The 20,987-nt window shown below is 67.9% G+C and carries 23 protein-coding genes; 9 read left to right on the top strand and 14 right to left on the bottom strand.

The genetic code is table 11. The annotated features are described in order from the left end of the window. The first annotated feature begins 17 nt into the window (after nt 1-17). Nucleotides 18-1,049: an MraY family glycosyltransferase gene (locus J0J10_RS09250; protein WP_291646204.1), complete on the top strand. Its 1,032-nt coding sequence runs from the start codon at nt 18-20 to the stop codon at nt 1,047-1,049. Further along, complete coding sequence (locus J0J10_RS09245) at nt 1,046-1,978, top strand: NAD-dependent epimerase/dehydratase family protein (RefSeq protein ID WP_291646203.1); 933 nt, start codon at nt 1,046-1,048, stop codon at nt 1,976-1,978. The genes J0J10_RS09250 and J0J10_RS09245 overlap by 4 nt, the downstream gene beginning before the upstream one ends. On the opposite strand, the gene J0J10_RS09240 is transcribed toward J0J10_RS09245, so the two are convergent. From J0J10_RS09240 to J0J10_RS09230, 3 genes are all read right to left on the bottom strand, one after another. Beyond that, nucleotides 1,899-3,866, bottom strand: a complete 1,968-nt coding sequence (locus J0J10_RS09240; protein WP_291646202.1) for an SDR family NAD(P)-dependent oxidoreductase — start codon at nt 3,864-3,866, stop codon at nt 1,899-1,901. The genes J0J10_RS09245 and J0J10_RS09240 overlap by 80 nt on opposite strands. Nucleotides 3,867-3,950: 84 nt before the next feature. Continuing rightward, complete coding sequence (locus tag J0J10_RS09235; RefSeq protein ID WP_291641034.1) at nt 3,951-4,547, bottom strand: TetR/AcrR family transcriptional regulator; 597 nt, start codon at nt 4,545-4,547, stop codon at nt 3,951-3,953. A 135-nt stretch (nt 4,548-4,682) separates the two neighbouring features. Further along, entirely contained in the window at nt 4,683-6,173 is a 1,491-nt protein-coding gene (locus J0J10_RS09230) for a cobyric acid synthase (RefSeq protein WP_291646201.1), read from the bottom strand. 392 nt (nt 6,174-6,565) lie between these two features. On the opposite strand from J0J10_RS09230, the gene J0J10_RS09225 reads away from it, so the two are divergent. Next, nucleotides 6,566-7,714, top strand: a complete 1,149-nt coding sequence (locus J0J10_RS09225; RefSeq protein ID WP_291646200.1) for an aminotransferase — start codon at nt 6,566-6,568, stop codon at nt 7,712-7,714. 4 nt (nt 7,715-7,718) lie between these two features. On the opposite strand, the gene J0J10_RS09220 is transcribed toward J0J10_RS09225, so the two are convergent. From J0J10_RS09220 to hisF, 6 genes are all read right to left on the bottom strand, one after another. Then, nucleotides 7,719-9,107 (bottom strand): hypothetical protein, encoded by a 1,389-nt coding sequence (locus J0J10_RS09220; RefSeq protein WP_291646199.1) that lies wholly within the window; start codon nt 9,105-9,107, stop codon nt 7,719-7,721. A 27-nt stretch (nt 9,108-9,134) separates the two neighbouring features. Then, the gene (locus J0J10_RS09215; protein WP_291641043.1) at nt 9,135-9,485 is read right to left on the bottom strand and encodes a RidA family protein; all 351 of its coding nucleotides are present in this window, start codon (nt 9,483-9,485) and stop codon (nt 9,135-9,137) included. 161 nt (nt 9,486-9,646) lie between these two features. Then, nucleotides 9,647-10,093 (bottom strand): YqaA family protein, encoded by a 447-nt coding sequence (locus tag J0J10_RS09210; RefSeq protein ID WP_291646198.1) that lies wholly within the window; start codon nt 10,091-10,093, stop codon nt 9,647-9,649. Nucleotides 10,094-10,254: 161 nt separating this feature from the next. Then, nucleotides 10,255-11,229 (bottom strand): type I pantothenate kinase, encoded by a 975-nt coding sequence (gene coaA / locus J0J10_RS09205; RefSeq protein WP_291646237.1) that lies wholly within the window; start codon nt 11,227-11,229, stop codon nt 10,255-10,257. 55 nt (nt 11,230-11,284) lie between these two features. Beyond that, entirely contained in the window at nt 11,285-11,605 is a 321-nt protein-coding gene (locus J0J10_RS09200; RefSeq protein WP_291646197.1) for a phosphoribosyl-ATP diphosphatase, read from the bottom strand. A gap of 4 nt (nt 11,606-11,609) precedes the next feature. Next, complete coding sequence (hisF, locus tag J0J10_RS09195) at nt 11,610-12,374, bottom strand: imidazole glycerol phosphate synthase subunit HisF (RefSeq protein WP_291646196.1); 765 nt, start codon at nt 12,372-12,374, stop codon at nt 11,610-11,612. Nucleotides 12,375-12,544: 170 nt separating this feature from the next. On the opposite strand from hisF, the gene J0J10_RS09190 reads away from it, so the two are divergent. Both J0J10_RS09190 and J0J10_RS09185 read left to right on the top strand, forming a co-directional pair. After that, nucleotides 12,545-13,345, top strand: coding sequence for a transporter substrate-binding domain-containing protein (locus J0J10_RS09190; protein WP_465247177.1), 801 nt, complete (start codon nt 12,545-12,547; stop codon nt 13,343-13,345). Between the two features lie 145 nt (nt 13,346-13,490). After that, entirely contained in the window at nt 13,491-14,210 is a 720-nt protein-coding gene (locus J0J10_RS09185) for a carbonic anhydrase (protein WP_291646194.1), read from the top strand. 87 nt (nt 14,211-14,297) lie between these two features. Here J0J10_RS09185 and hisA read toward each other — a convergent pair whose 3' ends face one another. Genes hisA through hisB form a run of 4 tightly spaced genes read right to left on the bottom strand, consistent with a single transcriptional unit; the run spans nt 14,298 to nt 16,766 of the window. After that, nucleotides 14,298-15,041: a 1-(5-phosphoribosyl)-5-[(5-phosphoribosylamino)methylideneamino]imidazole-4-carboxamide isomerase gene (gene hisA / locus J0J10_RS09180; protein ID WP_291646193.1), complete on the bottom strand. Its 744-nt coding sequence runs from the start codon at nt 15,039-15,041 to the stop codon at nt 14,298-14,300. Next, nucleotides 15,029-15,685, bottom strand: coding sequence for an imidazole glycerol phosphate synthase subunit HisH (hisH, locus tag J0J10_RS09175; protein WP_291646192.1), 657 nt, complete (start codon nt 15,683-15,685; stop codon nt 15,029-15,031). The genes hisA and hisH overlap by 13 nt, the downstream gene beginning before the upstream one ends. Beyond that, nucleotides 15,682-16,167: a DUF2628 domain-containing protein gene (locus J0J10_RS09170; RefSeq protein ID WP_291646191.1), complete on the bottom strand. Its 486-nt coding sequence runs from the start codon at nt 16,165-16,167 to the stop codon at nt 15,682-15,684. The genes hisH and J0J10_RS09170 overlap by 4 nt, the downstream gene beginning before the upstream one ends. 11 nt (nt 16,168-16,178) lie before the next feature. Continuing rightward, nucleotides 16,179-16,766, bottom strand: coding sequence for an imidazoleglycerol-phosphate dehydratase HisB (hisB, locus tag J0J10_RS09165; RefSeq protein ID WP_291641064.1), 588 nt, complete (start codon nt 16,764-16,766; stop codon nt 16,179-16,181). Nucleotides 16,767-17,074: 308 nt separating this feature from the next. Here hisB and hslV point away from each other — a divergent pair, with 308 nt between their 5' ends. From hslV to hslU, 4 genes are read left to right on the top strand one after another with little or no spacing between them, the layout of a single operon-like run. Further along, the gene (gene hslV, locus J0J10_RS09160; protein WP_291646190.1) at nt 17,075-17,644 is read left to right on the top strand and encodes an ATP-dependent protease subunit HslV; all 570 of its coding nucleotides are present in this window, start codon (nt 17,075-17,077) and stop codon (nt 17,642-17,644) included. After that, nucleotides 17,641-18,738 (top strand): hypothetical protein, encoded by a 1,098-nt coding sequence (locus tag J0J10_RS09155; protein ID WP_291646189.1) that lies wholly within the window; start codon nt 17,641-17,643, stop codon nt 18,736-18,738. Before hslV ends, J0J10_RS09155 begins: the two co-directional genes overlap by 4 nt. Further along, nucleotides 18,735-18,854, top strand: coding sequence for an N-acetyltransferase (locus J0J10_RS27095; RefSeq protein ID WP_465247176.1), 120 nt, complete (start codon nt 18,735-18,737; stop codon nt 18,852-18,854). The genes J0J10_RS09155 and J0J10_RS27095 overlap by 4 nt, the downstream gene beginning before the upstream one ends. After that, nucleotides 18,854-20,161: an ATP-dependent protease ATPase subunit HslU gene (gene hslU / locus J0J10_RS09150; RefSeq protein ID WP_291646188.1), complete on the top strand. Its 1,308-nt coding sequence runs from the start codon at nt 18,854-18,856 to the stop codon at nt 20,159-20,161. The genes J0J10_RS27095 and hslU overlap by 1 nt, the downstream gene beginning before the upstream one ends. Before the next feature lie 270 nt (nt 20,162-20,431). On the opposite strand, the gene J0J10_RS09145 is transcribed toward hslU, so the two are convergent. After that, entirely contained in the window at nt 20,432-20,968 is a 537-nt protein-coding gene (locus J0J10_RS09145) for a Panacea domain-containing protein (RefSeq protein WP_291646187.1), read from the bottom strand. Nucleotides 20,969-20,987: the final 19 nt, after the last annotated feature.

Below are 20,987 nucleotides of genomic sequence, written 5' to 3'. Positions count from 1 at the left end.
GCTATGGTCCGCCGGCCTTGGAAACCTTCGTCCCAGCCCTGTCGATCACGCTCGTTGCCGCAGGCCTCGCCTGGTGGTTCTGCCGTCTGCTGCGCCCGCTGATGCTGCGCTACGCCCTGGCGCGGCCGAATGCCCGCTCGAGTCATCGCGTCCCGACGCCGCAGGGCGGCGGCATCGCTGTCCTCGCCGGCGCCTTCCTGGCGCTCGGGCTGGTGCCCTTGCTGTGGCCGCTGCCGGCGGGAGCCGGCTCCGGCCTGCTCGTGGTGATCGGAGCCGCGGTTCTCGTCGCCTTCGTCGGGGCCTGGGACGATATCCGCCCGCTGCCGGCGGGCCTGCGTCTCGTCCTGCAGCTCGTCTGCGTCACGCTGGTCGTCCTCCAGGGCGCGCCGGACATCCGCCTGCTGCCGGAGCTGCTGCCGCTCTGGGCCGAGCGCGGCCTCGCCATCCTGGCCGGCGTCTGGTTCGTCAATCTCGTCAACTTCATGGACGGCATCGACTGGATCACGGTGGCCGGCATCGTGCCGCTCTGCGCCGCGCTGGTGCTAGCGAGCCTGTATGGCGGGCTCAACCCTGCTGCCGGCCTGCTCGCCGCCGCGCTGCTCGGCGGGCTCCTCGGCTTCGCTCCGTTCAACCGCCCGGTGGCGCAAATCTTCCTCGGCGATGTCGGCTCGTTGCCGCTCGGCCTGCTCACCGCCTATCTGCTCTACCGGCTCGCCGGCACCGGCGCGCTGGCGGCGGCGCTGATCCTGCCGCTCTACCATGTGATGGATTCGACCATCACCCTGTTCCGCCGCCTCGCGCGCGGCGAGAAGGTTTGGCAGGCGCATCGCAGCCACTTCTACCAGCAGGCCACTGATAACGGCTTCTCGGTCAGCGAGATCGTGGCGCAGGTGGCGCTGCTCAATCTCGCTCTCGTCGTCCTTGCCGGATTCACCATCGCGTTCCCCGCGTTCTGGGTGCAGCTGGCCGGGCTCGCTGCCGCGCTTTGCCTCGTCGGGCTGTTGCTGCGCCGCTTCGCCCGCCGGCGCCCCGCAAGAGCGGCAAGATGAGCGGCGAGCGCGTTCTCGTCACCGGGGCGAGCGGCTTCGTCGGCCGCCATCTCCTGCGCGAGCTTTCCGCTGCGGGCTACCTGGTGCGGGCGGCGCTCCGGCGCCCGCTGCCGGAGATCGCCGGGTTCGAGCAGGTTATCGTCGGCGATCTCTCCGGCTTCGTCGACTGGAGCGCGGCACTGGCCGGTGTGCGCCATGTCGTGCATGGCGCCGGCCTCGCTCATGCCGATACCGCGCTGCCGGAGGAAGCCTATCGGCGCGTCAACACGGACGCGACCCTGGCGCTCGCCGATGCCGCGCGGGCGGCCGGTGTCGCCCGTTTCGTCTTCCTCTCCTCGATCCGGGCGCAGAGCGGCCCGGCCAATGATCTGCCCCTGAGCGAGCGCGATCCGCCGGCGCCGACAGATGCCTATGGTCGCTCCAAGCTCGCAGCCGAGCGGGGGCTGGCAGAGCGCGATCTCGCCTGGGTCGCACTGCGCCCGGTCCTGGTCTACGGGCCGGGGGTCAAGGCCAACATGGCCGGGCTGGTCAGGCTGGCGCGGCTGCCTTTGCCGCTGCCGCTGGGCGGGCTCAAGGCGCCACGCTCGCTGCTGGCGGTCGAGAATCTCTGCGAGGCCGTGATCTTCGCGCTCGGCGAGGCCTGCCCGGCGCGCCGCAGCTTCATCGTCTCCGATCCCGGAGCGCTCGGCGTGGCGGACATGCTCGCGGCGATGCGTGCCGGGCTCGGGCGCCGTCCGGGGCTGATCGCGGTGCCGCCGGCCCTGCTCGGGCTCGCGGCGCGCCTCATCGGGCGTCCGGGGGTCTATGAGCGGCTGGCCAACGGGCTGGTGGCGCCGCCCGATGCCCTGCTCAGCGCTGGCTGGCAGCCGCGGATTGGGAGTGAGGCTGCGCTGGCGCGGCTAGCGGTGTTGCCGGCTGGCGAAGTCTGAAGTCCGGGATCGCTTGGTCGAGCACCGCCTCGGCCCCGCGCCGGTCATGGGCGGCGACGGCCCGCTCCAGCTCCTCGAGCCAGGCCAGCATGCGCTCGCGCCCGGCGAAGATCGGCTTGGCCGCCATCACCCCGTCGAGCCCGGTCTCGGCCATCGGCTCGTCCTTGGCGAACAGGATCTCGTTCAGGCGCTCGCCCGGCCGCACGCCGGTGATCGCGATCTCGATATCGCTGCCGGGCTCGTAGCCGGCGAGGCGGATCATGCGCTCGGCGAGGTCGATGATCTTCAGCGGCTGACCCATCTTCAGCACGTAGACCGCGGCGCGGTCGCCGGCGGCGTCATGCTCGGGGGCATGCGAGGCGGCGCTCAGCACGAGGTCGCAGGCTTCGCGGATCGTCATGAAATAGCGGATCATGTCCGGGCTGGTCACGGTGACCGGCCCGCCGCGCTCGATCTGCGCCTTGAATTTCGGCACCACCGAGCCGACCGAGCCGAGCACATTGCCGAAGCGTACGGCGACCAGGCGCATGCCGCGGTTGCCGGCGGCGAATTCGGCGTCGCGGGCCTGGGCGTACATTTCGGCGAAGCGCTTGGTCGCGCCGAGCATCGAGACCGGCTCGATCGCCTTGTCGGTCGAGATCATCACGAAGATGCCGGCGCCGGCGGCGATCGCCGCCTCGGTCACGGCGACCGAGCCGAAGATATTGGTCTTGATGCCCTCGCCCCAGTCCGCCTCGAGATAGGGCACGTGCTTGAGCGCTGCGGCGTGGATGACGATGTCGGGGGCGAAGGCCTTGAACAACGGGCCGATGCGGGCCTCGTCGCGGACATCGGCGAGCGCGCCGGTGACGCGCATCGGCAGCTCCTGCGCGGCCAGCGCCTCGGTGACATGGAACAATGCCGGCTCCGAGCTCTCGACCACCAGGAGCTCGGCGGCACCGAAGGCGGCGCAGCGCAGGCAGATTTCGGAGCCGATCGAGCCGCCGCCGCCGGTGACGATGACCCGCTTGCCCTTCAGAAAGCCTTCCAGGCGCGCACGGTCGATCGTGACCGAGGGGCGCACCAGCAGGTCCTCGATCTCGAGCGGCGCGAGCTCGCTGCCGCGCATGCCCTCGCCGAGCGTGTCGAGCCGCGAGATCGGGATGGCGAGCTTGCGGGTCCGGGCCAGCCACTGATCGGGCTCGGCCTCGGGCAGGAGCGCGCTCGGGGCGGCGACGATGCGCCGGAAGGGTTCGCCGCGCTCGGCCGCATCGGTGGCGATCGTCTCGATCTGCGAGACCAGGCCGAGCACCGGCACGCCGCGGATCGACTGGCCGAGATCGTCCTTGCGCGGCGTCAGGATGCCGACCGGGCGCATCCTGCCCATCGTGCCGGTTTCCATGGCGCGAATCACCACCTCGACATCGGCGCTGCGGCCGAGCAGCAGCGCCGGCAACGTCGCCTCGCGGGCGGCGTGGTGCTTGGAGCGTGAGTATTTGAAGTAGCGATAGGCCAGGCGCGGGCCGCCGAGCAGCGCGGCCTGGACCAGCCAGTAGAGGGCGATGGCGATCTTGCCGAAGTAGAAATAGCCGTAAAGATTGGGCGCGACGAGGACATAGTCGACGACCAGCAGAGTCAGCGCCAGGATGCTGACCGCCCGCACGATGTTGGACAGGTCCGGCAGAGAGGCGAAGCGCCATTTCGAGCGGTAGAGCTGGAAGAACCAGTAGACGACGCCGGAATAGGCCACGAAGAACGGCAGGAAGCTTGGCAGGTCGCGCATGCGCTCGTCGAACTGCGCGCCGTCGAAGCGGACCGCGAAGACGAACAGAATCGCCAATGCCGTCATCGCCAGGTCATGGACGATCACGGCGAGCTTCTTGGCGCCCGGTTTGGTGAGGTTCAGCATGCGCGGCGGGGTATCCCGCTCCCGTGAGGCCTTGTCAACGCAAGGCGGACGACCGGCACGTTTTCCGGTCGATAAGCCGGCCGTTCAGCCGCCGGCAGCGCGGTGACCGAGACCGGCAAGGACGAAGTCGATCATCTCGTCGACGCCGGGCCCGGGTAGGGCGCCGCATTGGGTGAGCAACAACGGATTGCAGAAGCGGATCATCGCGGCGCGTACGCAATAGGTGGCGGTGCGCGCATCACCGGCGGTGAACTCGCCCTTTTCCATGCCGTCGGCGACGACGCCGCGCAGAATCGCGTCATAGCGCTCGACATGGGCGCGGATGACGTCCCAGCTCTCCTCCATCGCGCAGGCGACCATTTCGTGGAGCCGCTGATTGTCGAGATAGCGGGCCGAGTTGAGCCGGCAGGTCGTCGCGAGGATCTCGCGCAGCCTCTCGGCCGCAGGTCGCTTCTCGGCCGCGATCGCCGTCACCAGCGCTTCGAGCTCGCCCATGGCGCGCTCTGCGACGGCCTCGTTGATCGCTTTCTTGGAATCGAAGAAGCGGTAGACGTTGGCGGGGCTCATCCGCAGCGACTTGGCGATGTCGGCGACGGTGGTCTTCTGGTAGCCGATCTGGCGGAAGAACCGCTCGGCGACATCGACGATGTCCTGCCTGGTGTCGCGCTCTAAACTGGTCATGCCAAGCGGCTTCCCGCTCCGGTTGCTTGCGTGTCGAAAGGACGCCATCGATCAATATGACGTTTTTCGTCAATCGTCAACAATTTGACTTGGCTGACTTTATTCAGCCGCTCCTGACAATTTCTTGACGGAAGGTCACGAGATCAAGCCGGTGCGCGAACGCGCCAGGGCGAGCAACGCTTCGATGTCGAGATGTGCGGCGAGATGCGCCGCCAGGGCGTCGAGCGCCGCCTCGACGCCGGCTTCGTAGCCCGGCCCGGCCGCGAGGCCGCGTCCCGCGATGCCGCCGAGCCAGGCGGCGCGCAGCGGGTCCGAGGCGAGCACGCCGTGCAGATAGCTGCCGCTGACGCGTCCATCCGGGCTCTGCGCGCCTTCATTCACGCCCGCGACGCGGAAGGGCGCGCGCGCCGTGTCCGGCCCGGAACTGGCGCCGAGATGGATCTCATAGGCCTGCCCGGTCGCGCCGCTGTCCGCATGCACAGCCGAAACCTCGCGCACCGTCTTGTCGGGCGTGAGCTCGGTTTCGACGTCGAGCAGGCCGAGCCCGGGCGCTTCGCCCTGCGGGCCTTCGAGGCCGAGCGGATCGCGCACCACGCGGCCGAGCATCTGGTAGCCGCCGCACAGGCCGAGCACATGCCCGCCGCGCCGGTGATGGGCGAGGATGTCGATGTCCCAGCCCTCGCTGCGCAGCCGGGCGAGGTCGCGCAGCGTCGTCTTCGATCCCGGCAGGATGACGAGGCCGGCATCGCCCGGTAGCGGCTGGCCGGGGCCGATCAGCACGAGATCGACCTCGGGCTCCTGTTTCAGCGGGTCGAGATCGTCGAAATTGGCGATGCCCGGCAGCACCGGCACGATGACCTTGAGCATCGCGCCCGGGCGGCGGGCGTCACGCTCGAGGTCAAGCCCGTCCTCGGCCGGCAGGCGCGCCGCCTGCGGGAACCATGGCACGACGCCGAGCGAGGGCCAGCCGGTCGCAGCCTCGATCGTCGCGATGCCCTCGCGGAACAGGCCGACATCGCCACGGAAGCGGTTGATCGCGAAGGCGCGGATCATGGCCCGGTCGGCTTCGTCCAGCACCGCATGGGTGCCGACCAGGCTCGCGATCACGCCGCCGCGGTCGATGTCGCCGACCAGCATCGCCGGTACCCCGGCGGCCCGGGCGAAACCGAGATTGGCGATGTCGCGGGCACGCAGATTGGTCTCGGCCGGCGAGCCCGCGCCCTCGACGATGACGAGATCGGCGCCGTCGCAGAGTCGGCCGAAGCTCTCCAGCACCTTGGGCAGGAAGTCGCCGCGGCGCGCGAAATCGCCCGAGCTGAGCCGGCCGGTGACGCGGCCCTGCAGCACGATCTGGCTGCCGGTATTGCTCTCCGGCTTGAGCAGCACCGGGTTCATGTCGACATGGGCGGCGATGCGCGCGGCGCGCGCCTGCAGCGCCTGGGCCCGGCCGATCTCGCCCTGCGGTGTCGCCGCGGCATTGTTCGACATGTTCTGCGGCTTGAACGGGCGCACCTTCAGCCCGCGATCGGCGAAGAGCCGGCACAAGCCGGCGACCAGCAGCGATTTGCCGACATTCGAACCGGTGCCGAGCACCATCAGCGCGGGAGTGGAGCGTTTCGGGGCCATGGCGCCTGATAGGCCGCGGCCACCGGGCCGGCAAGCAGGTGGCGGGCCCCTGAAAAAGGCTCACCGACCCACGTCAGCATCCTGCGGCCTCAAAGGGGCGAAGAAACCGCAGGCCGCTGTCGTGAATCGGCTGAGCCCGAAAAGACACTGACCGCTGATGAATGTCAACATTCTTCATTTCATAGTCGTCGAAGCGATGTCTGGAGGCGTGCGAACCGCGGCGCCGCATGCTATTGCCGGCCTGCCGCTGGGAGCGGACTGAGGCGAGACGTGGTTCTGGCCGCATCGAGCTTCCCTTTCTCCGATGAGAGACGGATTTCGCCGCGGGATCGCAGCGCCTGGCGCTTTCGTTCCGAGGCATCCGGCTCGCCAGCCGACTGCATGACGCCGCGATGAATCCGATCTTTTCCGCTCTCCAGACCAGCGTCTTCGAGGTGATGTCGCGGCTCGCGCGCGAGCACCGGGCCGTCAATCTCGGGCAGGGCTTTCCCGACGATCCCGGCCCGCAGGATGTCCGGCGCAAGGCGGCCGATGCGGTGATGGACGGCTGGAACCAGTATCCGCCGATGATGGGTCTGCCCGAACTGCGCCAGGCGACGGCGACGCATTTCAAGCATTGGCAGGGGCTCGATCTCGATCCCGACACCGAGGTGATGGTGACCTCGGGCGCGACCGAGGCGATCGCCGGCGCGCTGATGGCGCTGGTCTCGCCGGGCGACGAGGTCGTGCTGTTCGAGCCGATGTACGACGCCTATGTGCCGCTGGTGCGCCGTGCCGGCGGCATCCCGAAATTCGTGACGCTGAAGCCGCCGCATTTCGGCCTCTCCGAGGAGGCGCTGGCGCAGGCCTTCTCGCCGAAGACCAGGGTCGTGCTGTTCAACAATCCGCTGAACCCGACCGCGACGATCTTCAGCGACGCCGATCTCGACCTGCTCGCCGATTTCTGCCGGCGCCATGACGCGGTCGCGATCTGCGACGAGGTCTGGGAGCATGTCGTCTTCGATGGCCACCGCCATAGGCCGCTGATGAGCCGTCCCGGCATGCGCGAGCGCACCGTCAAGATCTCCTCGGCCGGCAAGATCTTCTCGCTGACCGGCTGGAAGGTCGGCATGGTCATGGCGGCGCCGGAACTGATGCGCGTGCTCGCCAAGGCGCACCAGTACATCACCTTCACCACCCCGCCGAACCTGCAGGCCGCCGTCGCCTACGGACTCGGCAAGGAGGACGGCTATTTCGAGGGCATGCGCGCCGATTTCCAGCGCTCGCGCAACCGTTTCGCCAAGGGATTGACCGAACTCGGCTACAGCGTGCTGCCGAGCAAGGGCACCTATTTCCTCAATGTCGACATCGCCCCGCTCGGCGAGAGCGACGACGTTGCCTGGTGCCAGCGCCTCGTGATGCAGAACGGCGTCGCGGCGATCCCGGTCAGCGCCTTCTATGCGGAAGGAGCGGTGCGCAATGTCGTGCGTTTCTGCTTCGCCAAGCACGACCCCACGCTCGATTCGGCGCTGGAGCGGCTGGAAGCTGCCCGCAAGGGCTGACCGGTCAAGGCTGGCGCAGCTTGCTGACCAATGTGCCGGCGCGGATCAGTGCCGGCTCGAAGCGCTTGGCTTCGGTCGCGAGGCCGAGGCCACGCAGGGTTTCGATCGCGCCCATCAGTTCGGCGGCGGCGGTTTCGGCCATCGGGCGCTCGCCGAGCTGCTCCGCGAGCCGCAGCCGCGCATCGGCGCGGTTGCCGGCGCTCTCGGCCCAGAGCGCGGGAACGATCTCGCGCCGCCGCTCCAGCAGGGCCGCGTCGAAGGCGGCGATCGCCTCCTCCAGCACCACGGGCTCGCGGTAATAGGCGGAAAGCCCGCAAAGCGCGGCGCCGATCCGGTCTTGCACCTCGGCCCATTCGAGCGGGCGGGTGCTCTGCTGCCAGTCGTCCAGGACGCGCTTGAAGGCGTTGATCGCCGCTTCCAGCGCTGCCGCGCCGCTGGCGCGCAGGCCGAGCGCGACATAGGCCTTGCCGAGCTCGAAATTCAGCCGCGTCCACTCCGCCGGCATCGTGCCGCGGTCGAGCGCGGCCAGCGAGGCGCGCAAGGCCGCGATGCCTTCCTCGAGCATGGAGGCATCATCCTCTGCGTCGCCGAGCGAGGTCAGCGCTTCGCCGAAACGGCTCTGGATCGCGGCCCAGAGCGCGGGTGCCTGCTTCTGGGTGAGATCGTCGAGGACGGTGCGATAGATATCGATCGCCTGGCGGGTCAGCCTTCGGTCGCCCTGCAGGCGCGCCAGTCCGTTGATCGCGCGCGCCAGGCGCTGCTGCGTCGCCGCCCAGGCCACGGTCTGGTCGAAATTGTCGAGCTTGGCCAGCATCGCCCGGAAATGCGCGATCGAGGCGTTGAAGCCATCCTTGTCGCGGAAATCGGCGCCGAGCCGGGCGAGCGCGTCGCCCTGGAGCCAGGCATAAACACGGGACCGTTCCTGATCGGCGGAAGCGGCGATCAGCGCGGCCTCCGCGAAGCGTTGGGCGGCATCGTGATAGGCCTGCGCATTCAGGCGCAGCATCGCGACCGCGCCGCGATCGGCCCGGCCGGAGGCGGCGGCGAGCAGCTTCTCCTTCGACATTTTGTCGAGCGCGACGGTGCCGTCGAGATTGCGCAGCTCGGCCTGGGCGAGCGCCCGGTCTGCCTCGGCGAAACGGCCTTCCGTCAGCGAGCGTGCAGCCTCGGCGCGCAGCCGGTCGAGTTCGGTGTCGGCGACGGAGGATTTCAGCAGGCGCTCGCGCAGGCTCCGGAATTCGCCGGCCTTGCGCCGCAGGTCATGCTCGATGCGGCTGAAATCCGGCTTGCCGGAGGCTTGTCCCATCGCCGCAAGCACGGCCAGTAGCAGCGCGGGGGGCACGCCCTCGCGCTGCGAGACCCGCGCCAGGATGTTGCTGATTTCCTGGTTCATGCGTCGCGGGCCTTATATGTGCTGATCTCAGCGCGCGGCGATGACCGCGATCTCGACCGTGAACTGCGGGCCGGCGAGCTTGGCCTCGACCGTGGCGCGTCCGGGCGCGTTGCCCTGCGAGACCCAGGCGTCCCAGACGGCGTTCATCTCGGCGAAGGTCGACATGTCGGAAAGCCAGATGTTGACCATCAGCAGCTTGCTCTTGTCCGAACCGGCCTCGGCCAGGAGACCGTCGATGATCCCGAGGATTTCCTTGGTCTGCTCGGCGACGCTCTTGCCCGCCGCCTTGTCGGCGACCTGGCCGGCCAGATAGACGGTGTCGCCGTGCACGACGGCCTTGGACATACGGGGGCCGGGGGCGATGCGCTTGATGCTCATGACCTATCTCTCCACTAGGATGGGGTTTGCTGGTAGCCCGAGACCTCCGGCTGTGCAATCGCTGCGAGCGCCGGGCCGGCAAGCGGACGCTGTTTTTCCGGCTATTACGACGCTTTCGCAAAGGGATAGGCGGCAGCTTCGCGTCAGGCGATGCCCTTGATCTAGGAGGCGGCGACCCAGCCGGCCCAGAGCAGGGCATAGCGCGCCGCCTTGCCGATGAACACCAGCAGGACGAAGCGGCCGAGCGGATAGTTCAGCGATCCCGCGACGAAGGTCAGCGGATCGCCGCCGATCGGCAGCCAGGCGAAGAGCAGGGACGGCCAGCCGAAGCGGGCGAACCAGCTCTGGGCCTTGGCGAAGCGCACCGGGTCCGGCCGCAGCCGCGCCGGCAGGCGCTCGATTCCGCCTTTGGCGATCAGCCGGCCGAGCCACCAGTTGATCACCGAGCCGGCGGTGTTGGCGATGCTGGCGACGGCAAAGAGCAGCAGCGGATCGACGGTCTTCGCGACGAGCAGGCCGACGAACACGGCCTCGGACTGGGCCGGCAGCAGCGTCGCGGCGACGAAGGCTGCGCCTGCCATGAGGCCTAGGGAGGAGAGGGTTTCCATTCAACGGTCCGAAGGCAGGCCGGAAGCTGAGCCCTCATCCTGAGGCGCTGCGCAGCAGCATCTCGAAGGATGTTTAAGAGCGCACTGGAGCATCCTTCGAGACGCAAGGCTCGCGCCTTGCTCCTCAGGATGAGGGATCGGAAACTCGGGTGGTTCCGGACTCAAAGCCGTCGCAGCGCAACCTGCTGGATGCGGTGGCTGGCGCCCTTGGTCAGGATCAGGCTGGCGCGCTGCCGCGTCGGCAGGATGTTCTCGCGCAGATTCGGCAGGTTGATGCCGGTCCAGAGATTCTCGGCGATCGCGAGCGCCTCCTCCTCGCCGATCTCGGCATATTTGCGGAAGAAGGAGCGCGGGTCGCGGAAGGCGGTCTGGCGCAGGGTCATGAAGCGGTTGACGTACCAGCGGTGCAGATCGTTCTCGTCGGCGTCGAGATAGACCGAGAAGTCGAAGAAGTCCGAGACGAAGGGGATCACCGAGCCGTCCTTCGGTAGACGGCTCGCCTGCAGCACGTTGAGCCCTTCGAGGATCAGGATGTCCGGCCGCTCGACCGTGACCTGCTCGCCGGGCACGACGTCGTAGACGAGATGCGAATAGACCGGCGCGGCGACGGCGCGCTTGCCGGCTTTCACATCCGAGACGAAGCGCAGCAGCGCCGCCCCGTCATAGCTCTCCGGGAAGCCCTTGCGCTGCATCAGCCCGCGCCGTTCCAGCTCGGCATTGGGCAGCAGGAAGCCGTCGGTGGTGACGAGCTCGACCTTCGGCGTGTTCGGCCAGCGCGAGAGCAGGGCCTGGAGCACGCGCGCCGTGGTCGATTTTCCGACCGCGACCGAGCCGGCGACGCCGATGATATAGGGGACCTTGACCTCGGCCTCGGCCATCAGGAAGCGCTGGGTCGCCTTGAACAGCCCTTGCGTCGCCGCGACGTAGAGCGAGAGCAGGCGCGACAGCGGCAGATAGATCGCCACGATCTCGTCGAGCGAGATCGGGTCGTTGATCGATTGCAGCTTGGTCAGGTCGTCGACCGAGAGGGTCAGCGGCGTGTCGGCGCGCAGATGGGCCCATTCGTCGCGCGTGAAGGCACGGTAGGGCGAGACCAGCTCGGGGTCCTTGGACGAGAGGGCGAGACGCTGGTCCATGGTGAAGCGACCCGCATTCCAGGCTTCGAGGTTCAACGCGTGACTCGCCTCGTGTTCAACGCGGGCGCGCGGCCTTTTCTGCCAGGCCGGAACGCCCCGTTCGAGCCTCAAGCTGGCTCAACACGTCCCGCAATGCAACATTCCGAGCCCTGAGCACAACCAAAAGATGATAGATGAGGTCGGCGCTTTCGGCGATCAGCTCCTCGCGATCGCCCTTCACGGCGGCGATCACGGCCTCGACCGCTTCCTCGCCGAGCTTTTTCGCGGCCCGCTCCGGGCCGGCGGCCAGAAGCTTGGCGGTCCAGGATTCCTCCGGAGAGGCAGCGCCGCGTTCGGCGACGATGCGTTCGAGATCGGCGAGGGTGAAGTTCGTCATCGTCTCAATCCAGCCGCATGGCGAGGCCGGCCGCCGCCATATGGGCCTTGGCCTGCGGGATGGTGAAGGTGCCGAAATGGAAGATCGAGGCGGCGAGCACGGCCGAGGCATGGCCGTCGCGCACGCCCTCGACGAGATGGTCGAGCGTGCCGACGCCGCCCGACGCGATCACCGGCACGGCGACCGCATCGGCGACCCGCCGCGTCAACTCGATGTCGAAGCCGGTCTTGGCGCCGTCGCGGTCCATCGAGGTCAAAAGGATCTCGCCGGCGCCCAGCGAGGCGACCTCGCGGGCATAGGCGACCGCGTCGAGCCCGGTCGGGTTGCGCCCGCCATGGGTGAAGATCTCCCAGCGATCGGGGGAGACCTGCTTGGCGTCGATCGCGACGACGATGCATTGCGCGCCGTATTTCTTCGCGGCCTCGCGCACGAATTCGCGCCGCTTCACCGCTTCCGTCATGATCGAGACCTTGTCGGCCCCGGCCAGCAGCAATTGCCTGATATCCTCGAGCGAGCGCACGCCGCCGCCGACGGTCAGCGGCATGAAGCAGGCCTCGGCCGTGCGCGTCACGACGTCGAACAGGATGCCGCGATCCTCGCTGCTCGCCGTTATGTCGAGGAAGCAGAGTTCGTCTGCGCCCGCCGCATCATAGGCCTTGGCGGCCTCGACCGGATCGCCGGCATCGACGAGGTCGAGGAACTGCACGCCCTTGACGACGCGGCCGTCCTTGACGTCGAGGCAGGGGATAATCCGGGTTTTCAGGGTCATGTCTGCCTGCTGGCGAAAAGACGGAAGGTGACGGAGCGGGACCCTAGAGCATGGGCCGGCGGGTTGGAATGCCCTCTAGCGCCGTGCGGGCGCGGATTGAACCTATTTCGCTCGCCTGCTCTGTTGGGACACGCGGGCCGGTCGAGCCCGGAACAGGAGGAATGGTCTTCGTGAGGATCTCTGCAATCATTGTCCGCGCGCTCCGGAGCGCGGCGCTCTGCACCGCCATCGGCGCAGCCTTCGCCGGCCCGGCGCGGGCGCAGGCTCCCGCCAGCCAGCTCGATGCCGTTCTTGGCGCCGGCGTGCTGCGCATCTGCACGGCCGGCGACTACAAGCCGTTCACCGTCGCGGTGGGCGAGGGCTATGAGGGCGTCGACATCGAGATGGCGCAGTCGCTGGCCAAGGCGCTCGGCGTCGAGCCGCGCTTCGTGCGCACCAAATGGGCCGATCTGATGCCGGATTTCCTCGCCGGCAAATGCGACATCGCCATGGGCGGCATCGGCGTCACGCTGGAGCGCCAGAAGCGCGCCTTCTATTCGGCGCCGACGCTCGCCACCGGCAAGGTCCCGCTGGTGCGCTGCGCCGACAAGGGGAGGCTCCAGACGGTGGCTGACATCGACAAGCCCGGCACCACCGTGATCTTCAATCCCGGCGGCACCAATGAGCGCTTCGCCCGCACCAATTTCAAGCAGGCCAAGCTGCAGCTGCACACCGACAATGTCTCGATCTTCGACGAGATCCTCGCCGGCCGCGCCGACGTGATGATCACCGAGGCCCGCGAGGCGACGATCCAGGAGAGGCTCAAGCCCGGCCTCTGCGCGGTCAACACCGACAAACCGCTGACTTTCTCGGAGATCGGTTATCTGCTGCCGCGCGGCGACGTCGTCTTCAAGGCCTTCGTCGACCAGTGGCTGCACATCGCCAAATCGACCGGCGAGTACCAGCGCATCTTCGACAAGCATTTCCGCTGAGGCGAGTATCGGCAATTCCGCTCGGATTTGCCGGAGCGCCTTAACCGGAGCCCAACGCTCCCTCGTGCACTCTGCGCTGCCTGCCGCAAGGGCAGCGTGGGAATTTGGCCCGGCGCTCCGCCTGGGTCGCATCGGGGGGAAGATCATGTGTGACCAATGCGCTGACGGCTTGTCGATCTCCGGCTCGCGCCGCGGCTTTCTCAGGGCCGGCGGGCTCCTGGCGCTCGGCGCCGGCCTCCCCGCTGCGCTCGCTTTGCCTGCGCCGGCGCGGGCCCAGGGTGTCGCCGGCGACGAGGCGCTGAAGCGTCTGGTCGAGGGCAATGCCCGCTATGTCGCCGGCCAGCTCAACGAGCGCGATTTCTCGGCCGGGCGTGCGGCGCGCGCCGCCTCGCAATCGCCCTTCGCCTCGATCGTCAGCTGCGCCGATTCCCGCATCGCCCCCGAGCTCGCCTTCGACCAGGGGCCGGGCCAGCTCTTCGTTACCCGCGTCGCCGGCAATTTCGTCAACGAGGATTCGCTGGCCAGCCTCGAATTCGGGGCGCAGGTGCTGGGCTCGCAGCTCATCCTGGTGCTCGGCCATACCAGCTGCGGCGCGATCTCGGCGACGATCGACGTGGTCAAGAACCAGACCCAGCTACCCGGCCATCTCCCCGCGCTGATCGAGGCGATCCGCCCCGCAGTGCTCGTCGCGCAGAAGGAGAAGCCGGAGGACATGCTGGCGGCCGCGACCATCGCCAATGTCAGGCTCAACGTCGAGAAGCTGAAGCAGGCGGGGCCGATCCTCTCGCAGCGCGTCGCCGAGAAGAAGCTCGTCGTCGTCGGCGGCGTCTACGATCTCGCCACCGGCAAGGTGAACCTCGTCTGAGCGGCGGCGGGCTTTGCGCCCGCCGCTTCACCTCGGGGCTTTCGAAGCGATCGGTCGTGCCGGAGCAGACTGTCCCGTACGGCGCGGTCAGGCCGAGGTAAGGGCGAGCCGCGCCAGCGCGGCGGCGGGGTCGATCCGCCCGTCATAGAGCGCCCGGCCGGTGATGGCGCCTTCGAGGATCGCCGCGTCGGGCGCGCAGAGTCGCTCGATATCGGCCATCGAGGCGAGGCCGCCCGAGGCGATCACCGGGATCGAGAGCGCCTGGGCGAGGCCGATCGTCCCGTCCCAGTTGATGCCCTTGAGCATGCCGTCGCGGGCGATGTCGGTGTAGATGATCGCGGAAACGCCGGCATCCTCGAAGCGCCGGCCGAGATCGTCGGCGGCGAGCGCCGAGGTCTCGGCCCAACCTTCCACGGCCACATAGCCGTCGCGCGCGTCGATGCCGACCGCGACCTTGCCCGGGAAGGCCTTGGCCGCCTCGCGCACGAAGCCGGGGTCGCGCACCGCCGCCGTGCCGATGATGACGCGGGCGATGCCCTTCTCGAGCCAGCCCTCGACCGTCTTCATGTCGCGGATGCCGCCGCCGAGCTGCACCGGGAAGGCGACCTTCTTCAAAATCGCCTCGACCGCGCCGGCATTCATCGGCTTGCCGGCGAAGGCGCCGTCGAGATCGACGACATGCAGCCATTGGAAGCCCTGGGCCTCGAAGGTGGCGGCCTGGGCGGCGGGATCGTCGTTGAAGATCGTCGCCTGCTCCATGTCGCCCTGTTTCAGGCGAACGCAGCGGCCTTCCTTGAGGTCGATGGCTGGGAAAAGGATCAAGGCTTCCACCTCAGGAAATTGGCGATCAGCTTGAGGCCGAGCCTCTGGCTCTTCTCGGGATGGAACTGCGTGCCCGCCATGTTGCCCTGCGCGACCATGGCGGTGACGGGGCCGCCATAATCGGTCAAAGCGAGCACGTCCTGTGCCCGCTCGGCGACGAGCGCGTAGGAATGCACGAAATAGGCGTGCCAGCCGGAGGGGCCGGTCTCGATCCCGTCGAGCAAAGCGTGCTCGTCCTGCTTGTGCAGGGTGTTCCAGCCCATATGCGGGATCTTCAGGCTCTCATCCTGCGGGCGGATCAGGCTGACATCGCCGGGAATCCAGCCGAGCCCTTGCGTGGTGACGTATTCCAGCCCGCGGCTCGCCATCAGCTGCATGCCGACGCAGATGCCGAGGAAGGGCCTGCCCTTGCCGCGCACGGTTTCCTCGAGCGCCTCGACCATGCCGGCGACGGCATCGAGCCCGGCCCGGCAATCGGCGAAGGCACCGACGCCCGGCAGCACGATGCGGTCGGCGGCGCGCACCGCATCGGGATCGCTGGTGACGCGGATGCTGGCGGCGAGGCCGGCCTCCGCCGCGGCGCGCTCGAAGGCTTTTGCGGCCGAGTGCAGATTGCCCGAGCCGTAATCGACGATCGTGACGGTCTGGCTCATCGTCCGCTCGCTTCCGGGAAGAGGCCGATCACCGGCGTCGGTCCGCTGGCGAAGCGGGCCGGCGCGCTCGTCGGGGCCATGGCGCGCGGGGCTGCGCCTTCCGGCAGGGCACGCTCGAAATAGCGGCGCTCGGCGCTGGAAAGGTCCGGCGCCTCGACGATGTCGACCAGCCGCCAGCCTTTGCGCGTCAGCTTGCGCGCGATCAGATTCTGGCCTTCGAGGCCGAGGAAGATGCCGAGTGCCAGATGCGACAGCGAGACCGCGGCGAAGGAGAAGCCGAACTGGCGCTGGAGATAGATGATGCCGCCCCAAGCCAGGCCGTAGAGCAGGAAGGCGAGCCAGAGCCGCTTCAGCAAGAGCCAGAACCCGCCGAACAGGAAGGCAGACCAGGTGAAGCTCTCGGGCAGGACGCGTGCCTGCTCGATTTCCTCGCGCAACCCGCCGGCACCGGGCGGCGGAATCAGGACCTGATAGAACGCCATGGCATCGCCCCTTACAGCGCACCCTTGGTCGAGGGCACGCGGCCGCCCTCGCGCGGGTCGACTTCCAGCGCCTGGCGCAGCGCCCGCGCTAGCCCCTTGAAGCAGCTCTCGGCGATATGGTGGGCGTTGTCGCCATAGAGCGTCTCGACATGCAGGGTGATGCCGGCATTCATGGCGAAGGCCTGGAAGAACTCGCGCACCAGCTCGGTGTCGAAGCTGCCGATCTTCTGCGCCTTGAACTCGGTGCGGAAGACCAGGAAGGGCCGGCCCGAGACGTCGACCGCGACGCGGGTCAGCGTCTCGTCCATCGGCAGATGCACGTCGGCATAGCGACGGATGCCCTTCTTGTCGCCGAGCGCCTGTTTCAGGGCCTCGCCGAGCGCGATGCCGGCATCCTCGACCGAGTGGTGGTCGTCGATATGGGTGTCGCCCTTCACCGTGACCGTGGTGTCGATCAGCGAATGCCGCGCGAACAGGTCGAGCATATGGTCGAAGAAGCCGACGCCGCTTGAAATCTCGGCCTTGCCGGTGCCGTCGAGCACGAGCTTCACCGCGATGTCGGTTTCGTTGGTACGGCGCTTGACCTCGCCCGAACGCATGCTGACCTCTGTCTCTTGCGGATTTGGCGTCGCTTTAGCAGGCGCGGAGCGCCATGGCCAATGCCCTGCGCTCGATGCCGGCCCCCTGTGTCATCCTGGGCGGCCGTAGGCCGTCCTCGGATCCATCGTAAAGCTCGGTGTTCGCCGATGGATCCCGGCGCTCCGCTTCGCTACGACCAGGATGACGCGGAGGTTGGCGCGGCTTGGCCGGTATAGCCGCCCCGACCTCGATTCCTGCCCTTGCCCTTGATACGGGGCCTTCGCCTGAACATGTTGGCGGCACCCGTTCCGACCGAGACTGAATCGCGATGTCAGAGACCTCCAGCATTCCCAGCATGCACGCCACCACCATCCTGATGGTGCGCAAGGGCGGCCGCGTCGTGATCGGCGGCGACGGCCAGGTCTCGCTCGGCCCGACGATCATGAAGGGCAATGCCAGGAAGGTGCGTCGCCTCGCCAAGGGCGCGGTGATCGCCGGTTTCGCCGGCGCTACCGCCGACGCCTTCACCCTGTTCGAACGGCTCGAGGCCAAGCTCGAGCAATATCCGACGCAGCTGCTGCGCGCCTGCGTCGAGCTCGCCAAGGACTGGCGCACCGACCGTTATCTGCGCCGGCTGGAGGCAATGCTGCTCGTCGCCGACAAGGAGGTTTCGCTACTGATCTCCGGCACCGGCGACGTGCTGGAACCCGAGGCGAGCGAGCACGGTTCGGTGATGGCGATCGGCTCCGGCGGCAATTACGCGCTGGCCGCCGCCCGTGCCTTAGTCGATGTCGAGCCCGATGCCGAGATGATCGTCCGCAAGGCGATGAAGATCGCTGGCGACATCTGCGTCTACACCAACCATTCCCTCGTCATCGAGAGCCTGGAATTGGCATGATCCGCGAGGAGGATCTGCAGGCCGCGGTCGCAGAGGGCATCATCGACCAGGCCCAGGTGGTGCGCATCGCGCATCTGGCGCGCCTGCGCCGCGAGGCCGCGCCTGCCCCTGCCGGCGATGCCTCGGCAGAGGAGGTTCGCCCGGTCGATCCCGATGACGAGCGCTTCCGGCTGATCGGCGGCTTCAACGACGTCTTCGTCACCATCGGGGTCGGACTCCTCGCCTCGGCGCTGCTCGGGCTGACGCAACTGCTCGGCCTCGGCGAGGCTTTCGCCCTGACCGGCCTCGTCGTCGCCTGGGGGCTGGCGGAATGGTTCTCGCGCCGCATGCGGCTCGCTTTGCCGTCGATTGCGCTCGCCCTGATGTTCGCGGCCGCCGCCGGTTTCCTGGCCTTGCTTGCCGCCGACCTGCTGGTCCAGCAGGCGGCGATCCGCGGCGAGGCACGGCAAGGCTGGCTGCTGATCGGCGGTGGTCTCGCCGGTGCGCTCGCGGCGGGCCTGCACCATTGGCGGTTTCGCGTGCCGATCGATGCCGCGATCACCGCGGCCGGCTGCGTCGTCGTGCTCGCCGGGCTGCTGACCCTCGTCGATCCCCGGTTGATCGAGAATCATCTGACCGCCTTGGCCTTCGTGGTCGGCGTCGGCATCTTCCTCTTCGCCATGCGCGCCGATATGAGCGATCCGCGTCGGCTGACGCGTCGCTCCGACGGCGCCTTCTGGCTGCATCTGCTCGCCGCGCCGCTGATCGTTCACCCGACGATCCAGCTCGCGACCGGTGGCATCGGTGACATCGGCACCGGCAAGGCGCTGGTCGTGCTCGCGCTGTTCGTCCTGCTCGGGCTGGTCGCGCTGGTGATCGACCGCCGAGCCCTGATCGTCTCCGGGCTGAGCTATGCCGGCATCGCCATCGCCTATCTGCTGGCCCAGCGCGTCGAGGGTGGGCTCGGCCTACCGCTGACCCTTCTCGGCCTGGCGGTCGTGGTGCTCGGGCTTTCCGCCGGCTGGCGCTCCCTGAGAACGCTGATCGTCCCGCGGCTTCCACTCGGCGCGCTGGCAGATCGCTTGCCGCCGGTCTTCCTGCAGAGCTCGCCATGAGCAGGTCGGATAATCTCGCCGCGATCCGTGCCTATGAGAAGGCCGGCTTCACCGCTCTCCAAGAACGCGATACCGGCGACGGTCGCGCGCTGATCATGGTCCAGGAACCTGTTTGATGACGTCGTTTTCCCCCCGCGAGATCGTCTCCGAGCTCGATCGCTACATCGTCGGCCAGAACGACGCCAAGCGCGCCGTCGCCATCGCGCTGCGCAATCGCTGGCGCCGGCAGCAGCTCGAAGGCCCGCTGCGCGAGGAAGTCGCGCCCAAGAACATCCTGATGATCGGACCGACCGGCTGCGGCAAGACCGAGATCGCAAGACGCCTCGCCAAGCTGGCCAACGCGCCCTTCCTCAAGGTCGAGGCGACCAAGTTCACCGAGGTTGGCTATGTCGGCCGCGACGTCGAATCGATAGTGCGCGACCTCGTCGAGGTCGCGATCGGGCTGGTCCGCGACCTCAGGCGCAAGGACGTCCAGGCCAAGGCGCATGTCGCCGCCGAGGAGCGCGTGCTCGATGCGCTCGTCGGGGCGACGGCGAGCACGACGACGCGCGACGCCTTCCGCCGCAAACTGCGCGCCAACGAGCTCGACGACAAGGAGATCGAGATCGAGGTCGCCTCGGGCGGTTCCGGCCAGCCCATGTTCGAGGTCCCCGGCATGCCCGGCGCCTCGATCGGTGCGATCAACCTTTCGGACATGTTCGGCAAGGCCTTCGGCCAGAAGGGCAAGCCCCGCCGTGTCCAGGTCAAGGACGCCTATGGACCGCTGCTCGCCGAGGAGAGCGACAAGCTGATCGATCAGGACGCGATCGTTCAGCAGGCGATCCGCGAGGTCGAGAACAACGGCATCGTCTTCCTCGACGAGATCGACAAGATCTGCGCCCGGGAGGGTCGCTCCGGCGCCGATGTCTCGCGCGAGGGCGTGCAGCGCGACCTGCTGCCGCTGATCGAGGGCACCACCGTCGCGACCAAGCACGGGCCGGTGAAGAGCGACCATATCCTGTTTATCGCCTCGGGCGCCTTCCACGTCTCGAAGCCCTCCGACCTGCTGCCGGAGCTGCAGGGCCGCCTGCCGATCCGCGTCGAGCTCTCGCCGCTCGACGTCGAGGACTTCAAGCGCATCCTGACCGAGACCGAGGCCAGCCTGATCAAGCAGTCGGTGGCGATGCTGGCGACCGAGCAGGTCGAGATTTCCTTCTCGCCCGATGCGATCGACGCGATTGCCCGGATCGCGGTCGCGGTGAACGCCTCGGTCGAGAACATCGGCGCGCGCCGGCTCCAGACCGTGATCGAACGCATCCTCGACGAGATCTCCTTCACCGCCACCGATCGCGGCGGCGAGAAGGTCGAGATCGACGCCGCCTATGTCGAGGCGAGGATCGGCGACCTCGCCAGGAATGCCGATCTCAGCCGGTTCATTCTGTAGCGCGAGAGTTTGGTGGCCTGATGCCGATATGCCAGATCGTGGCGTCGCCGTTGAATTCGACGACGCCACGCAGATCACCGACGCCGATGAACAAGGCGAAGACGTAGATTTGGCGCGTAGGGAAGGCAGGATGGCGCCTGAGTGGCATTGCACCGTCGTGCGCAAGCCGTAATTCAATAGCGGTGCGAACGCCATCGAGCCTATCTGCCGGTATGCAGCGCGCCAGCCCCTGCTCGGCTAGGTCGGACCAGATGACTTGCCGCATATCGCTCAGCCAGCGTGCGCGTGCTCTCGCATCTGCGCTGCGGCCCAGGCCATATCATCATCGGTAATCTCGGTCGGCACGAGCCAATAGGCCGTCTCATAGGGGATGACGGCACCGATCTCGAAGGCGTGCCATGCCTCATTGTGGCTCAGCTCAGAAATTGCCGTGGCGCTGTAGTCGCCGACGAACCTCAGGACTTCATCCAGCAGGGCGCGGTCTTCGTCCGACAAACGGTTCGTCGATGGTTCGCGTAGCGTGTGAAACGCGTATTTGGGCAAGCCGAAGTAGTTTTCCTGCGACACGCGGATCGCTCCATCGCTGGCGAGCTCGTCGAGCCCCCAGGTCAGGTGCCGAGCGGTCGGTCCGAATTTTTGCTTGATATAGTCGACGCCGGTCAACGGCTGCCCCTTGTCGATAAAGTGCAGCATATCCGCGAAGTATAGCGCCTTGTGGAGCTTTATCTTGCCGAAATCATCGCCTGCATGCCGGCAGAGGTAGTGGACGACAGCCTTGAATTTCTCCCGATCGAATTCTGGCTTCATGGCACCCTCCGGTCTAGTT

The sequence above is a fragment of the Allobosea sp. genome, assembly GCF_017308075.1.
In the GTDB taxonomy this organism is placed as follows: domain Bacteria; phylum Pseudomonadota; class Alphaproteobacteria; order Rhizobiales; family Beijerinckiaceae; genus Allobosea.
The sequence above is the reverse complement of the archived record's forward strand: the minus strand, read 5'-3'. Positions and strand labels throughout refer to the sequence as shown.

Excerpts from the sequence above, each read along its gene's own strand:
- J0J10_RS09170 (WP_291646191.1), bottom strand. The coding sequence starts at position 16,167 with ATGGCGTTCTATCAGGTCCTGATTCCGCCGCCCGGTGCCGGCGGGTTG.
- hisH (WP_291646192.1), bottom strand. The coding sequence starts at position 15,685 with ATGAGCCAGACCGTCACGATCGTCGATTACGGCTCGGGCAATCTGCAC.
- J0J10_RS09230 (WP_291646201.1), bottom strand. The coding sequence starts at position 6,173 with ATGGCCCCGAAACGCTCCACTCCCGCGCTGATGGTGCTCGGCACCGGT.
- J0J10_RS09245 (WP_291646203.1), top strand. The coding sequence starts at position 1,046 with ATGAGCGGCGAGCGCGTTCTCGTCACCGGGGCGAGCGGCTTCGTCGGC.
- J0J10_RS09185 (WP_291646194.1), top strand. The coding sequence starts at position 13,491 with ATGTGTGACCAATGCGCTGACGGCTTGTCGATCTCCGGCTCGCGCCGC.
- J0J10_RS09145 (WP_291646187.1), bottom strand. The coding sequence starts at position 20,968 with ATGAAGCCAGAATTCGATCGGGAGAAATTCAAGGCTGTCGTCCACTAC.
- hisF (WP_291646196.1), bottom strand. The coding sequence starts at position 12,374 with ATGACCCTGAAAACCCGGATTATCCCCTGCCTCGACGTCAAGGACGGC.
- J0J10_RS09220 (WP_291646199.1), bottom strand. The coding sequence starts at position 9,107 with ATGAACCAGGAAATCAGCAACATCCTGGCGCGGGTCTCGCAGCGCGAG.
- J0J10_RS09210 (WP_291646198.1), bottom strand. The coding sequence starts at position 10,093 with ATGGAAACCCTCTCCTCCCTAGGCCTCATGGCAGGCGCAGCCTTCGTC.
- J0J10_RS09215 (WP_291641043.1), bottom strand. The coding sequence starts at position 9,485 with ATGAGCATCAAGCGCATCGCCCCCGGCCCCCGTATGTCCAAGGCCGTC.
- J0J10_RS09235 (WP_291641034.1), bottom strand. The coding sequence starts at position 4,547 with ATGACCAGTTTAGAGCGCGACACCAGGCAGGACATCGTCGATGTCGCC.
- J0J10_RS27095 (WP_465247176.1), top strand. The coding sequence starts at position 18,735 with ATGAGCAGGTCGGATAATCTCGCCGCGATCCGTGCCTATGAGAAGGCC.
- J0J10_RS09240 (WP_291646202.1), bottom strand. The coding sequence starts at position 3,866 with ATGCTGAACCTCACCAAACCGGGCGCCAAGAAGCTCGCCGTGATCGTC.
- J0J10_RS09200 (WP_291646197.1), bottom strand. The coding sequence starts at position 11,605 with ATGACGAACTTCACCCTCGCCGATCTCGAACGCATCGTCGCCGAACGC.
- J0J10_RS09155 (WP_291646189.1), top strand. The coding sequence starts at position 17,641 with ATGATCCGCGAGGAGGATCTGCAGGCCGCGGTCGCAGAGGGCATCATC.
- hisB (WP_291641064.1), bottom strand. The coding sequence starts at position 16,766 with ATGCGTTCGGGCGAGGTCAAGCGCCGTACCAACGAAACCGACATCGCG.
- J0J10_RS09225 (WP_291646200.1), top strand. The coding sequence starts at position 6,566 with ATGAATCCGATCTTTTCCGCTCTCCAGACCAGCGTCTTCGAGGTGATG.
- hslV (WP_291646190.1), top strand. The coding sequence starts at position 17,075 with ATGTCAGAGACCTCCAGCATTCCCAGCATGCACGCCACCACCATCCTG.
- hslU (WP_291646188.1), top strand. The coding sequence starts at position 18,854 with ATGACGTCGTTTTCCCCCCGCGAGATCGTCTCCGAGCTCGATCGCTAC.
- coaA (WP_291646237.1), bottom strand. The coding sequence starts at position 11,229 with ATGGACCAGCGTCTCGCCCTCTCGTCCAAGGACCCCGAGCTGGTCTCG.